Below are 15,268 nucleotides of genomic sequence, written 5' to 3' on the forward strand. Positions count from 1 at the left end.
AGGACGTATTTGCGTTCTCGCCATGGGTATATCGCCAGAGAAACTTGGTCGAGCGCTTCTTTAACCGCCTCAAGCACTATCGCGGCATTGCAACACGTTACGACAAAAACCGGCCAATTTCCTGGCTGCTGTCAAACTCATCGCTGTCCGCATCTGGTGCATCAGTTTATGAGTCTACGCCGTAGGAGGCAGTTATGGCGTGCGGGGATCTTAGTGAGCAGGGATGGGTTCTGATTGAGGGCTTGTTGCCTGCTGAACGGGGCGAAAGTCTCGACCTGCGTTGGATAATCGCCGTTATCTCAACGGTATGCTTTATGTTTTGCGAGTTGGCCGTCCCTGGCGCGATATGCATGAGCGCTACGGCAAATGGAATTCGGTTATGTCTGATTTCGACGCTTGGCGGAACAGGGCGTACGGGATGCTCTTTTGGAAACACTCATCGAGCTGGGCTTAAATGATGACTGGCAACATATGATCGACAGCGCAACTGTTCGTGGTCATTCTCAGGCAGCCGGCGCAAAAGGGGACTCATAAGGAAACTTTTGGTCGATCACGCGACGGGTTTCCGACAAAGGCCCATGCCCGTACAGACGGTCAAAAACGCCCTCCTGGCTTCATCCTCACAGGCAGAGAGGCTTCGGATTACAACGCAGTTGAGGCCTTGATGTCCATTCCTGTGAGAAAGCCCAGACTATTGCTCGCCGATAAAAGCTATGATGGCGACAACATTCGGGACGCTCTTCTGTGCAGTGGCAGAAAGCCCGTTATTCCGCCCAAAGCAAACGGAAAAACCCTCCAGCTTGCGACTTCCAGGCTTACAAGGATCGCAACCGCTTCGAGCGTATGTTCAATAGGTTAAAGCAATTCCGTCGCATTGCCACTCGGTAAGACAAAACCAAAAAATCTTTCGAGGCATTCCTGGCCATCGCCGCCATCAAAATACGGCTGCCAAACTTTGTCAACATGCCCTAGATTAAGCACTGTCTGCACTTAAGGTTTCCCCTTTCGTTGAAATTCTGATTCAAGGTCGTTGAAAAAGAACCACCTTGAGTGGGCAAATTCTTACATACGCGCAAAGGGATCGAATTGAAGGTTATTTACCTGGTCGGGTTGGACTGCCGGGGCGGAGTGAGGTCGACAACCGATTGTTTGCCGACGCTATTTTATGGATGGCCGCCATTACGGCACACTGGCGCGGTCTGCCGGCGGTTGTTGAAATGGACTGCGGTTCATGCGCGCCTCCGGCGCTGGTGTATGGGAAATGCTTTTCCATGCTTTGGCAAACAGCCCAGACTTTGAATATGTTCTGATCGATAGCACAATATCGAAAGTGCATGCGGATGCGACTGGTACAAAAGGGGGGGACGCTGCCTGTATCGGTCGTTCGCGTGGAGGGTTGACCACCAAACTTCATGCTGTCGTTGATGCCATCGGCCTGCCGATCCGCATCCATCCAACGCCCGGCCAATATGGCGACAGCTCACAGGCCCAGGCTCTTCTGCCCGGATTAAACGGTGTCGGTCATGTCATTGCGGATGCTGCCTATGATGCGGACAATCTGCGAAACTTTATTGCCGACAACCTCAAGGCAACCGCACAGATCAAGGCCAGTCCAACACACTCGAGAACGACATCAAAAGATTGGGCGCTCTACAAGGAGCGCCATCAGATTGAATGCTTCTTCATCAAACTCAACCGTTTCAGAAGGATCGCACTGTGATGCGAGAAGACGCTCTGCGCTTTCATCGGATCCGTCCATCTCGCTTGTGCTATGATATGGTTCAAATGAATGCAGACAGAGCCTAAAGCGCCGATCTGATTCCAGCAGATTTCAACGCGCTCTAGCTGTAGGTTCTCAGGAGGTTGTCATTCTGAGCAGATTGAGGAGACTGGAGTTACCAGACCTCAGTTTTCCAGGATCGCCCCGAATGAGGATTCGCAAGAATGCCCGACTGACGCCTTTGCGTCGAGAGGAGATGGCCGTGGCTGTTATCGACAGCACGCTCAAAAAAGTGCAAGCAGCTTGTGTCTATGCCGTTTCGCGCAAGATCGTGCGCGCTGGGTAGAGCGCTTCAGGCAAGGTGGGGGACTACCATGGCTGAGCGTTCGTCGCGGCCCAAGAACGGTCTCGTGCTGACAGATGCGGGTTTGTGCGAATGCATTGCAGTGCTTCGCCGCCAGCGCCTGACCGGCAAAGCACATCGCCCTGGAGACAGGTGTATCACCGGCACCAGTCAGCCGCGTCCTCAAGCGCCTCGGCCGCTTTAATCGCGTTGGTCACCGCATCATCGCAGCAACATTGCCGCCATCGACTGTGATCACCGCACCCGTTGATGTGCGTGCGGTAATAAGATGCAGAAATGCCTGCGCCACGTCATCCGCCAGTACTTCGCGTTTAAGAAGATTGCCACGCATATAAATCTCCGGTGTGACGCCGCGCGCCTGTGCACGTTCCTCAACCATCTCGTCAGTCATCAACCCCGTGCGGATGCGATCAGGATTAACGGCATTGACCGTAATTCCGTCAACAGCATGTTCGAGAGAATATTGGCGCATCAACGCCATCAAGGCCGCTTTTGATGTGCCATAAGGGCCAAAATCCGGACCTGGATTGACCGCCTGTTTGCTCACATTGAAGACGATGGAACCGCCGGTCTTCTGTTGCTTCATAACTTTGACTGCCGCGCGTGCAATATAGTGATGGCTCCAGAAGTTGAGATCAAAGGCGCGTTTGAAAAGCGCATCATCAACCGACTCCAAAGCCCCCTGAAAAGCCGCCCCGGCATTGGAAACCAGAATATCGACACCGCCGTAGAAGGCCGCAATTTCGGCCATCGCCTTTTCTGCGGCCAATGGATCCGTCAGGTCGCAAGTCACAGCCTTGCCACCCAATCGCCTGGCTTCTGCGGACACGCGCTGCGCATCAATATCGATCAGTGCGATTTCAGCGCCCTGTTCTTTCAGGCGCTGCGCAATCGCAAGACCCAGACCACCGGCACCCCCGGTGATCACCGCGACCTGCCGCGTCAGTGGCTTCTCGGTTTGTTTGGCAAGCTTTGCCTGCTCAAGCGACCAGTATTCGATGTCGAACAGGTCTTCCTCGCTCAAGGCTTCAAACTGGTCAATTCCTTCTGCACCGCGAATGACTTCTATGGTTGCTTCTGCAACATCCGCGCCGATACGGGCTGCCTTTTGTGTCGGCCCCGCAGCAAACACGCCAATCCCATCGACATAAAACACCCGTGGCATCGGATCGAGCATGGTTTTACCACCGCCGACCCGGGCATTGTTGCGCTCAAAATAGCGCGTATAGTCAGCCACATAAGCTGCAACAGCCTCTTTAACCTTTGCCGCCCATCCCTCAAGATCATTTGCCAGCGGAGCGGGTAAAGCCACGCCGTAACGCTTGATATGGATCACATGTTCAGGCGTTGCATTGCCGCGACGCACCAGATCAGCAACGTTTGGAGCACCACAGAAATCAAGGATTTCACTATTGGAACGATGCTCGATAATGAAACGTCGCGGCTGACCTTCTTGGCTGCCTGCAAGCGCAATCGCGCCACGCAGGATAGGTGCAATATCTGAAACCGACGCCAGTTCCTGCGCTTGTTTTTTGCTACTGGCCTGACCAAAAGGATGTGGATTGCCCTGCGCAATGCGCTTTTCAGCGCGGTCGATCGCCTCGATCATATTCTCATACGCAATACGCGGGTCTTCAGACCATGTGAAGATGCCATGCTTGAGCAGGATCATGCCCGGTGCATCCGGGCGCTCTGAAAATGCCTTAAGGCAAGCCTTTGAGAGATCGAAACCCGGCATGACATAGGGCACAATGATCATTTCGGGGAACAATTCCCGGATAAGCGCTTCGCCGTTGGGCTGGTTTGTCAGTGCGACAATCGCATTGGCATGCGTATGATCGACATGTTTAAATGGCAGAATTGCATGAAGAATGGCTTCAACCGATGGGTTGGGCGAAGAAGGATCAAGCAGCAACCGGCGCTGCAGCATCACCATGTCATCATCGCTGAGCGTTTCATAATTCACCATGGCTTTCAGACGCTCAAGGTGAAGGGCTGGCAGACCAGCGGGCTCGATTTTACCCATATCCCAGCCACTGCCCTTCACGCAAAGCACGTCAACCGGGGTGCCATCATGATCGCTCAACGTCGTCTTGACCGACGTGTTGCCACCACCATGCAAAACAAGCTTTGGTTCGGAACCCAGCAAACGTGTGGTATAAGTGCGGATGGCAACATCGCGATTGATGCCTGCTTTTTCATAGGCACCGACGATTGCTGTAAAATCCGCATCTGACCAGTTCGATTTCATCTGCCAGGCTCCTCAGTTGGCAATCTGCGGCCACAACAGCGCAGACATAGACAAGCTTCCATGGGAAATAGTTTTCCCATGGCATAACAATGATTTATGAAGATAGCTCCTCAACTGTATACAATTGACACTATATGCTGACATTAGTCAACTTGATTGATTGTCTTATTGATTAAAAGCTTTTTCTGTGCGACTCAGATTCACACTAAAAACAGGAAATGAGTATGACATTGGACGATCTGACGCCGTCTACGCATGCCATCCCGGCTGAATTTGATGACGCCATCGTCTGGGCTGCCTGGCTCTATTATGAAGACCAGCTCACCCAGAACGATATTGCCAAGAGAATGGGCGTATCCCGGGCCACAATCGTCAATTATCTGCAGGAAGCACGACAGCGCGGTGTCGTGCGAATTCTGATGAATTCGGAAATAATGGCGCGCACCGAGATCGCCCATAAACTGGCCGCGCAATATGGGCTTGAAGAAGTGATGGTCATTCCAAGTGATCAGAGCGCTTCTACAGACATGCGTTTACAAGCGCTTGGAACCGGAGGGGCGCGTCTCGTTGAGCGCATGGTAAAACCCGGCGATACAATATGCGTTTCCTGGGGCCGCACTGTGCTGGCCTTGGCGGACGCGATCAGTCTGCCGCGTCCGTTAGAAGGCTTGCAGGTGGTTCAGGTGACGGGATCATCCATTGGCAAGCGGGAATTTGCGGCGGAGCTCTGTGCATCAATCATGGCACGCAACATCGGAGCGACGAGTATTAATATGCTCGCTCCCGCTGTGTTAAGCAGTGCCGGCCTGCGTGATGCTCTGATGGGCGAGCCCGCTTTGCTCAAACAGTTCGAGCTTATCGCACAGGCAGATATGATCATTTTTGGCGTCGGCACACTGTCTTCGGAAAGCACGATGCGCATTGCCGATGTAACCAGCAATGAAGAAATAGACGCTTATGCAAAAGATGGAGCGGTTGCCGTTCTGATCTGCCGCTTTCTCGATGAAGCCGGCAAACAGGTTGTTCGCGCGCTGGACAAGCGTGTGATCGGGATTGAGCTTGATGAATTGCGCGGGGTTCCACGCAGGCTTTGTGTTGCAGGCGGCGCCAGCAAAGTCGAGGCCATCCATGCCGTCCTGACAGGCGGCTATGCCACGCATCTGGTGACAGATTTCGAGGCCGCCAGACTTTTACTTTCGAGATAGAGCGCATCCCGAAAAGTTTAAGACGGTTTTCGGGTAAGATGCGCGTTCAAAAATCTGGTTAGAGCATCGCTTTGATTAAACAGGTGCGGATTGGAAACCGACATCCGCACCCTTCAGGTTTAATGCTTGATCGGTGTTGTGTTCATAAAGGCAAGCGTATCTTCAAAAGAGCGAATGCCCGCATCAGAACCAAGCCCGGTGGCAACCAGTGCTGCCGATGACTGCGCGAAATTCAGCGCAGTTTTTACATCCATCTTGCGATGAAGCGCTGTGATAAACCCTGCATCAAAAGCATCGCCGCAGCCGGTTGTATCGACAACTTCGATCTCGAATGCAGGCTGATGTAAGATTTCGCCAGAAGCGGCCATATAACAAACACCCTCTCCACCAAGCGTGAAGACACAGTGCTTAACACCCTGATCAAGGAAAAAGCGGCCTGCTCCTTCCACATCGTCAGCACCTGAAATCTGCTTGGCTTCCTCAATCGAGGGCATAAAATAATCAATATAAGGGAAAAGCGGTGCAATCAGATCAAGCGTGCCTTCATTGGCACCCAGAAGATCGAAAGTCGTGGTGCGACCACGTGCTTTTGCCTCGGCAAGCAATTTACGGCTGGGCTCACCATCGAGTTTTGCCAGAAGACCCGTACCACCCAGATGAATAATGGGCGGTGCAAGAACGACATCCAGCGCTTCATCGGCAACTTCAAAATGATCCGAGGCGCCACGCGCATGAAGCGCAGGACGATCACCATTGCGGCGGATATTCAGAATTGACGCCGATGTCGGAACACCTTTGAGACGCTGCATCTGTGCTGTATCGACACCAAAACGTTGCAGGGTTGCCAGCACAAAATCAGCCTTTTCATCATCACCCACCGCACCAACCGCCAGACAATTGAGGCCAAGCTTTGCGAGATCGACAACGGTTCCACCTGCAGTTCCGGCAACGGTCAACCGGATTTCATCAATGAAATCCACATTGCCACCCTGCGGAATTGCATCAACAGGACGTCCGAGAACGTCGAGAATATAAAGTCCGATAACAGACACATCGTGAGACATAAAATCCTCCCAGATTACGAGCAGCAAAGCGCATAATTTTATCGATTAGCTGCGATTGCGCAGCGCGAAAATTGTGCCCGCAAGCAGAATGAAGATGCCGATAATGGCAAGTTGCAGCGTGCTGGGGATGCCGACGAAAATCAGCACATTGCTCACCAATGTGATCAGAAAAACGCCGAGCAACGTGCCGATAACCGAGCCGGAGCCGCCGGTAATGCGCGCACCGCCAAGCACAACCGCAGCAATGATCTCAAGCTCCATCCCCGCAAGATCAAAGGGGTTGGCCAGACGATTGCTCGAAACATGCACAACGCCTGCAATACCAGCCAAAAGGCCTGCATAGGCAAAGACGAAAATACGCACACGAAACAGGTTGATACCAAGGCGTTCAGCAATCGACGGATTGCCACCAACCGCGAAGATCGCGCGGCCCATCAGCGTGCGCTCAAGAATGAACCACGTCACAAAATCCGCAACAACCAGCACCAGCACCGTGGCAGGCAGCACCGAAACGACACCGTTTGATGCCTGATGTGTAAACAAGGACGCCTTGCCGAAAGCATCCATTGCCGCTGGAATATTCATGAAAAGTGCTGTGCCAACGAAGGTTAGCAGAAAGCTTCTGATGACATATTGCGTGCCGATGGTGACAATCAGCGATGGCGCATTCAGCTTCTGCACGAGAAAGCCATTGAGCGCGCCAAAACAAGCGCCGCCCATCGCAGCCAGCACCAGAATGACCGCCATGGGCATGTCCGGAAACCAGTTTGTCACCAGCATGGTCAAAGCATACATCACGAAGGCAGCGATTGCAGTAAAGGATACGTCGATACCGCCAGATGCAAGCACCACAAGAACACCCATGGCAAAAAGACCACGCACCACAGAAGCACGCAGAATATCGACCATATTGCTCATCTGAAGAAAATCAGGGTTGGCAGCAATAACAACCAGACAGGTAACAACCACCAGCAACAGCGTGAAGAGCTCTGGCCTTGTTCCCATTAAATCCCATGCTCGGAGCAAAATGCCCCGGTTCTGAACACCGGATTTTTCTGCCGATACGCTATCGGTCATTGCGCGATCTCCTTTGCAGGGCTGGCCATGGATGCATAGATCGCGTCTTCAGTCAGTCCATCGGCATTGTGTTGCGCAACGATCCTGCCCTGGCGCATGACCAGAATACGATCACAGTTCTGCAAGAGTTCGGGCAAGTCGTCGCTGATGATGATCACACCCATGCCATCGTCCGCAAGACGCTGGATGATGCGAAAAATCGTGTCTTTTGATCCCACATCCACGCCAACGGTCGGCCCGTGCAGGATAAGCAGTTGCGGATTGATTGTCAGCCAGCGGCCAATCAGCACGCGCTGTTGGTTGCCGCCAGAAAGCGATTGCACAGGGATGGAAACATCGGGAGCTACAATCTGAAGATCGGCAACGCTGTCTTCCGCAACTTTTCGCGCTCTGCGCGCACTGATCACGCCCAGCGCATTGCGCAGGCGGTCCAGAATTGGCAGCGTTATATTCTCTTCAATCGGCTTTTCGAGAAAAAGCCCTTCCGTCAGCCGGTCTTCGGGAACATAGCCAATACCGTATTTGATAGCGTCAGCGGCAGACTGGGGCGCGATTTCCTTGCCGTTGAGCGTTATCTTTCCCGACTGCGCAGGCACGACGCCGGACAGGGCTAAAGCAAGTTCATTGCGCCCTGAATCAAGCAGCCCCGTAACGCCCAGAATTTCCCCTTTTTTCAAGCTGAATGAAACAGATCGAAAATTCTGTCCGTCGCCAAGCTGATCGACATCAAGCATCACCGCGCCAAGTTTCGGTTCCGTGCGATAGCGCATTTCGCTGATCTCGCGGCCTGTCATCCAGTGACTGAATTCAGCCTTGGTGTGGGTAGCAACGTCAAGTTCAGCCACCTTCAAACCATCGCGCATGATAATCGCACGGCCACCAAGGGATTTACACTCATCAAGCTTGTGCGTCACAAAGAGCACGGCAACGCCTTTGCGCAGCAGCTTTTCCACCACCTGCAAAAGATTGACGACTTCCTGTCGTGTCAGCGAGGTGGTCGGTTCATCCATGATAACCAGACGCGCTTCCGAAGCAACGGCACGGGCAATTGCATCAACTGGCGCGTGGCAAGCGGCAACGTATCGGTACGGCGCTTTAAGAAGGCGGCATCTGTCGGCAGGTGAACTTCTGCCAGCGCGCGGCGTGCCGTTTCCTGCAATGCCTTGATATCAAGCCTGCGCGCAAGCTTGCCGGAGGCTTCGACAAGCTGTTCGGTGAAGGCAACATTTTCCGCCACTGAAAGGTTGGGCAGCAAAGACAGGTCCTGATAAACTGTCTCAATTCCCGCCCGCAAAGAACCGATAGCACCAATGTCGCCAGCACGGGCGCCAGTTGGCTCGCCATCAATGAAAATCTGTCCTTCATCAGCGGGTTGAGCGCCGGATAGAATCTTAATCAACGTGCTCTTGCCACAGCCATTCTCACCCATAAGATGGTAGATCTGGCCTGCTTCAATCACCAGGCTGACTTCTTTAAGTGCCTTGACCCCGCCAAAGGATTTCTTGACGTTTCTGATTTCAAGAAATGGCGGCACTGATGCAGTTTTTGAATTTGTGGCGTGCATGAAAAATTCCTGAAACTCTCAGACTTTTTAAGATGTGCAATCGCTTCAAACGCTCACCTTGGAGCGCTGGTCACGCTGATTTTATCAGACCAGTGCACCGGTCCGGGGCTGTCGTGGTGCAAAACAGCCCCGGAACGCTATCGATTGGGCTTATGCGATATTAAAACGGATAGTCCTTATAGTTGGACTTATCGACATCCACCCAAGCCTGACCCTGAATGATGACGCCCTTACCAGGCCCCTTTACCACGGTCACCTTCTCATAGCCGGGAACACCAAGGTCCATTCCGTCCTTGATTTCCTGACCCTGCAGAACCAGATCAGCGACCTTGTTCATCACATAACCGGCATCCTTGGGGTCCCAAAAGAAGATTTGATCCACCGCGCCGGTATCAAGATAAGGACCGCTATCTTTTGGCAAACCAAGGCCATAAACGCAGGTCTTATCCTGAAGCCCTGCTTCTTCAACCGCGCGGCCAATACCGATCACGTCAATCGCAGACGATCCCTGAAAGCCCTTGATGTCGGGATATTTACGCAGAATTTCCTTGGCCTTCTCATAGGCCTTGTTGGCATCGTTGAAGGACTCATTCTTTTCGGCAACCAGTTCCATTTCCGGATACTGCTTTGCATTTTCAGCACCCGCATCCACCCACTGGTTGTGGGTCAGACTACCCAGCGAACCCACAAATGAAGTCCACTTGCCAGACTTGCCCATGCAGTTTGCAAGCGCTTCATTGATGCGTTTGCCAAAAGCCTTGTTGTCAAACGCTTCAATGTCGACATCGACATTGGTCAGGCTATCGCCTTCATGGGCAATAACCTTGATACCACGCTGCGCTGCACGACGCAGAACGCCTTCAAGGGCAGATGGGTCCATTGGCACGACCGCAATCGCAGAGACATTCTTGGCGACAAGGTCTTCAAGAATGCGTGCCTGCTGAGCCGCATCGGCCTTTGCAGGGCCGACCTGGTTTGTGATGACATTGGGGTTGTCTTTGCCATAAGCATCGACGCCTTCGTTCATACGGGTAAACCAGTTTTCGCCGGTAACCTTCACAACCGTTGTAATCGTCGGCTTGTCTTGCGCGATGGCAGTTCCGGCCATCATTGCGCCTGCGAGCATTGTGCACGCCATAAGTTTTGAAAGTGTACGCATATTTCTCCTCCAATGATAAAAGATGCTTATTCTCGAACGTCACTCCTTTGGGCCAGCACGTTTCCTCCCGGCTAAACCCATAAGAGAATTGATCATCGTCTCAGCCGAAACCAGTAACCGAGGTGCACACGGGCCGATGCCAGCAAAACCAAAAGCAAAACGCCCCACGCCAAATCGCGGAAAAAATTGGAAATGTTCATGAAATTGAACAGGCTTGAGAGAATCTGAAGGGCTGTTGCAGCGAGAAGCACGCACAGCACTTTGCCGTAACCACCTTCAGGCTTTACGCCGCCAAGCACCGCGATCAGGATTGCAATAAGCACATAAGAGCCGCCGTAATCCCATTTTACCGAAGAGTTACGGGCCGCAATGATAATACCTGCAACCGAAGCCAGCACACCGCAGAGCGTATAGGTGACAAGCAGCATACGCTTTTCGTTGATGCCACCATAGCGTGCCGCCTTGGAATTGCTGCCCAACAGCATCAACTTGACACCGAACGGGGTATATTTGAGCAAAAATGCCAGCAATGCAGCGATAGCCAGAAACAGGGCAAAGCACATCGGGATGCTCAGAATTGGCATATTGCCGAAATTATCGAGCGGCTCGATATAGCCCAGGCTGATCGCAGAACCATTGGTGAGGAATACCGCAAATCCGGTAAAAACAAGCTGTGTTCCAAGCGTGGCAATCAGCGGCGTGAGACGCGCATAGGCAATCATGATGCCGTTGATAAATCCGCCCAGCAGTCCCACGCACAACGCCAGACCAGCGAAGACCCATGAAAAGAGAAGCGGTGCATCCGCGACCGGAATGAAATTACGTGTGAGCAAAAAAGCGATGATACCTGCCAGATTGGCAAGTGCGATGCCCGACAGATCAATGCCGCCATTTCCCGAAATCATGGCGAGCATGACACCGAGCGCCAGAAGCCCGAGTTCGGGAACCTGCGATGCCATGGACTGCAAATTATAGCTGTCCATAAAATTCGCGCCAGCAAAAATGGCCCCGGCAGCGAGCACAGCAATATTGATCAAAAGCAGAAAAAGCGTCTGCCTGTCCACGCTATTCGATGACACGTCATCTCCTCCCAATATCGAGGGCTCCCACCCTCAAATGAACTGGTGCTACCAAGCTCATAGGCTATATGCCACTTGACTCTGACATTTGTCAGTAGTCACTATCGTTTGTCAACACTTTTCGGTTCGCATCCTGAAACCCCTTGTAATCAAGCGTTTCCGATCAATTCTTCTGAGAGGCCTGACGTGGTTCGATTGTTGCTATATTTTGTCGGCCGCTCATTTTTTGACATTTGTTAAATAATAGCCGAATTTTTTCAGAGATTGCAAATCGTAAAATTGCGGGTGATTGCATCCGAAACAAAATAACGGATGCGAGCTTTCGGGACCCACATAAATTTCATTTGCAACTATGATCGAGTGCGCGCAGCGTATAAGTCGAACAAGCAATTAAGATTATGTGAGACAGCACCATCACCACATCACAATCCCTGCTGATCCGATCAAAACTCCCGCAACCGTGACCGATGCCCTCAAGCGGAGCCATCGCAAAGACGCACAAAGCCCGGCTTAGCCGGAAAACAATCTTCATCATAAGAGGATTTGAATGAACAATCGCGACAACGCTGCTCTTACTGACATTGGCGGCTACAAACTCAACAGCCTTCTTCTCCCATCCAAATCATTGCAATCGAGCGGTACGGTCGTTTTTATCCATGGTGCAAGCACCAGCCTTCTCGACCCGCTTTACACATTTCACGACAAGTCTCCCGAAAACATCCAGATGCTTTTTGTTGACCGACCCGGACACGGAAGATCGGAGTTTGGCCCCGCGCAAAACATTTGCCCCGATGCCCAGGCTGATGCGATCGCGAAACTCATGCAAATACGCGGGATAGAAAGCGCGACGATCATTGGTCACTCTTACGGCGGCGCGGTGGCTGCAGCTCTGGCAGTTCGCCACCCCGATAGAGTGACGGGTTTGATTTTCATCTCGCCCGCTGTCTATCCTTGGATCGGCGGTATCGCATGGTACAATACTGTTGCGCGGATGCCATTCGTCGGAGCCATGTTCAGCTTATTCGTCGCTCCAGCCTTCGGCCTTTTGAGCCTCAAAATGGCGATGAGGTCAGTTTTTACGCCAAATACATATCCAGAAGATTACGTAGAACGAACAAAGGCATGGCAGGCGCTGCGCCCCCGCACATTCCGACATAATGCACGCGAGCTTGGCGCATTATGCGAATGGGCAGAAAATTCTTATAAAAACTACAAACATATCGTTGCGCCGACAATTATCATCACCGGCGACACAGATGACATTGTGTCACCCGATATCCATGCCAAACAACTGGCTAAGGACATCGAACAAGCATCTATATTTGTCATAAAGGGAATGGGGCACAAGTCAGACTATGTGGCGCGAGAGCTTGTTGTTGCAGCCATCGAAAGACTTGCTGGACGCGACATGGACTTAATTGCGATTGCGCGGCGCATAGAGCATCAGATTTCAGAAGAGGCAAAGATCTGAAAAAGCGCCCGTCTCATTGAGGACTTGAACACGCGCATCTACGCTGCTGAGAGGACCAAACCTGCCCCTGCCGCATGGGAACACCTTTATGAACGCACTTTAAAGCCTGGTGGCTGTTCACCAACCGGGCGTCCAACTGGACCAATTCTCTCAAAGGGTTATACGCCCCCTTTCTGGAATTGTTCACTCAATAAAAACTTTCACGCTTACAGCGCGTCCGCCTGCATCAACAACAGTCAGCGTAGAATAGCCGGTGCCATCCGGCAGCCAGGTGGCCGTGCGGCGGCGATTGGGTTCGGCAATGGGTTTGCCATTGGCAAGCCAGCGAAACGGTGCGCGTCCGCCCTGTAATTTCAGCACCAGCGGCGAGGCATTGTCGGTCAATGCCTTCAATTCGACATGCGCGCCATCCGGTGGAAACACGATGCGCGGTGCAGGCTCAATCGTGGCTTTGAGAACCGGCAGAGGATCGCTCGCAGACGAAAAACGTATCTGCGTCACAGGAAGATCGGCGCGTGCCGTGCGAAACGCGCCTGCAGGTGCACGCGGCAGCGGCACGGAGGTAACGCCTGAACGCACAAAGGCTTCAAACAGAATGGGCGCTGCCGAAACATAACCGGCAAGCCCCGGCACCGAGCCGCCATCGGCACGCCCGACCCAGACCCCCAGCACATAACGCCCGTCATAACCGACCGACCATGCATCGCGATAGCCATAGGACGTGCCGGTCTTGTAAGCGAGGCCGAGGCGTTTCGCGCCTTGCGGCGGCACCACGCCAGCCAGGATATCGCCAATCTGCCATGTCGCCTGTTCGGTGAGAAGAGGAGCCGATGGCTGCACAGGCTCTGAGCCTTCGGTGCCATCACGAAGGGCTGCCCCTCGTCCGCCATTGGCAAGCCCGGTATAAAGCTGCACCAGATCGCGCAGGCTGATACCCGCACCACCAAGGCCGATAGCCAGTCCCGGCGCTTCACCTTTCGGCAATTGCAGATTGACCGCCGCCTGACGAATACGCGTGGTGAGCCGTGCAGGACCGACTGCATCAAGCAGGCTGATGGTGGGCACATTCAGCGACATTTGCAGCGCCTGACGAATGCTGACATCGCCCTGATAGCTCATATCGAAATTGCGTGGGCGATAGCCTGCAAAATCCTGCGGTCGGTCCTCAATAATGGTTTCCTGTGCAATCAGTCCCTGCTCGAAGGCCAGCCCATAGATGAAAGGTTTTAACGTGGAACCGGGCGAGCGCACGGCGCGGGTCATATCGATCCAGCCCTGCCGCTTGCCATCGAAATAATCGGCGGAGCCGACTTCGCCTAAGATATTGCCGTTGCGACTGTCGGCCAGCACCATGGCGACCGATACTTTTGGCCCAAGCTTTGCGGCAGCTTCGCGCGCCACAACTTCAAGCCCAGCCTGCACCGACTTTTTAAGCGTCAGATGATGCCGGGCCTCGGTCGGTGCCCGCTTCAATGCGAGATCGGCAAAATGAGCGGCCAATGAAGGCAAGGGATGACGCGTAGCGGATATGCGCTCACGCGATGCGCGCTCGCCTTCTTCGCTTGTGAAAACATCCGACGAAACCATGCGTTTTAAAACACGATCCCGCGCCGCAACCGCGTTTTTCAGCTCCCGATCCGGGCGGCGGCGTTCGGGCAATTGCGGCAGAGCCACAAGCAATGCTGCTTCTGAGGTCGTAAGGCGCAGCGGCTCCTTGCCGAAATAGGCGAGTGAAGCCGAGCGCACGCCTTCCAGATTTCCGCCATAGGGTGCGAGTGTCAGATAACGTTCGAGAATTTCAGACTTGCTGAGGCGCCGTTCGATCTGGACTGCACGCGCCAGCTGCCGGAATTTTGAGCCAAAACTCCGGCTTTCGCGCGGCTCGATAAGGCGTGCAAGCTGCATGGAAAGTGTGGAACCGCCGGAAACAATACGGCCACTGCCTGCAAGCTGATACGCGGCCCGCAGAAGCGCGGTGAAATCAATGCCGCCATGATCGTAAAAACGCTTGTCCTCATAGGCGATCAGCATTTTCACGAATTTTGGGTCGACATCTTCGATGCGGGTATTCAAACGCCAATAGCCGTCCGGCGTTGCATAGGCACGCAGCAAAGCGCCGTCGCGATCCATAACTTCGGTGGAAATAGTCAGCCGTTCCGGCAAAGGCGGCGGATAAGCACGGTCGAGCCAATCAAGCCCGACCACGGCTCCGACAGCGGCGATGCCAAGAAATGCGGCACCGCCAATCGCTATTTTCCAACGCCTTTTCATTTGTCGAGCCATGATCTTGTCCGAAAACCGGTTCCCACTTTTC

At 53.3% G+C, this 15,268-nt stretch carries 8 protein-coding genes and 5 pseudogenes; 6 read left to right on the forward strand and 7 right to left on the reverse strand.

The genetic code is table 11. The annotated features are described in order from the left end of the window. The 4 pseudogenes from ABE530_RS15735 to ABE530_RS15750 form a co-directional block, all read left to right on the forward strand. Positions 1 to 172, forward strand: a pseudogene (locus tag ABE530_RS15735) (IS5/IS1182 family transposase); the annotation flags it as partial. 22 nt (positions 173 to 194) lie between these two features. Then, positions 195 to 972: pseudogene (locus ABE530_RS15740) on the forward strand (IS5 family transposase). Between the two features lie 74 nt (positions 973 to 1,046). Further along, a pseudogene (locus ABE530_RS15745) lies at positions 1,047 to 1,789 on the forward strand (IS5 family transposase). 139 nt (positions 1,790 to 1,928) lie between these two features. Continuing rightward, a pseudogene (locus tag ABE530_RS15750) lies at positions 1,929 to 2,287 on the forward strand (leucine zipper domain-containing protein); the annotation flags it as partial. On the opposite strand, the gene ABE530_RS15755 reads toward ABE530_RS15750, so the two are convergent. After that, positions 2,278 to 4,335: a bifunctional aldolase/short-chain dehydrogenase gene (locus ABE530_RS15755; protein WP_499695129.1), complete on the reverse strand. Its 2,058-nt coding sequence runs from the start codon at positions 4,333 to 4,335 to the stop codon at positions 2,278 to 2,280. The pseudogene ABE530_RS15750 and the gene ABE530_RS15755 overlap by 10 nt on opposite strands. A gap of 224 nt (positions 4,336 to 4,559) precedes the next feature. Here ABE530_RS15755 and ABE530_RS15760 point away from each other — a divergent pair, with 224 nt between their 5' ends. Then, positions 4,560 to 5,540: a sugar-binding transcriptional regulator gene (locus ABE530_RS15760; protein WP_396998948.1), complete on the forward strand. Its 981-nt coding sequence runs from the start codon at positions 4,560 to 4,562 to the stop codon at positions 5,538 to 5,540. Between the two features lie 119 nt (positions 5,541 to 5,659). On the opposite strand, the gene ABE530_RS15765 is transcribed toward ABE530_RS15760, so the two are convergent. The 5 genes and pseudogenes from ABE530_RS15765 to ABE530_RS15785 form a co-directional block, all read right to left on the reverse strand. After that, entirely contained in the window at positions 5,660 to 6,604 is a 945-nt protein-coding gene (locus ABE530_RS15765) for a carbohydrate kinase family protein (RefSeq protein ID WP_499695130.1), read from the reverse strand. A gap of 45 nt (positions 6,605 to 6,649) precedes the next feature. Then, positions 6,650 to 7,681, reverse strand: a complete 1,032-nt coding sequence (locus ABE530_RS15770; RefSeq protein ID WP_499695131.1) for an ABC transporter permease — start codon at positions 7,679 to 7,681, stop codon at positions 6,650 to 6,652. After that, positions 7,678 to 9,245 (reverse strand): annotated as a pseudogene (locus tag ABE530_RS15775) (sugar ABC transporter ATP-binding protein). The gene ABE530_RS15770 and the pseudogene ABE530_RS15775 overlap by 4 nt, the downstream one beginning before the upstream one ends. Before the next feature lie 160 nt (positions 9,246 to 9,405). Beyond that, positions 9,406 to 10,404, reverse strand: a complete 999-nt coding sequence (locus tag ABE530_RS15780) for a substrate-binding domain-containing protein (protein WP_265986954.1) — start codon at positions 10,402 to 10,404, stop codon at positions 9,406 to 9,408. Between the two features lie 92 nt (positions 10,405 to 10,496). Then, a complete protein-coding gene (locus ABE530_RS15785) occupies positions 10,497 to 11,483 on the reverse strand; it encodes an ABC transporter permease (RefSeq protein WP_265986953.1) in 987 nt (328 codons plus the stop codon). Positions 11,484 to 12,030: 547 nt separating this feature from the next. Between ABE530_RS15785 and ABE530_RS15790 the strand changes: the two genes are divergently transcribed. Beyond that, the gene (locus ABE530_RS15790) at positions 12,031 to 12,954 is read left to right on the forward strand and encodes an alpha/beta fold hydrolase (protein ID WP_499695132.1); all 924 of its coding nucleotides are present in this window, start codon (positions 12,031 to 12,033) and stop codon (positions 12,952 to 12,954) included. A 183-nt stretch (positions 12,955 to 13,137) separates the two neighbouring features. On the opposite strand, the gene pbpC is transcribed toward ABE530_RS15790, so the two are convergent. Then, positions 13,138 to 15,237, reverse strand: a complete 2,100-nt coding sequence (pbpC, locus tag ABE530_RS15795; protein WP_499695133.1) for a penicillin-binding protein 1C — start codon at positions 15,235 to 15,237, stop codon at positions 13,138 to 13,140. Positions 15,238 to 15,268: the final 31 nt, after the last annotated feature.

Origin of the sequence: Brucella sp. TWI559 (genome assembly GCF_039674265.1) — a bacterium.
GTDB classification, from domain to species: Bacteria; Pseudomonadota; Alphaproteobacteria; order Rhizobiales; family Rhizobiaceae; genus Brucella; species Brucella chromiisoli.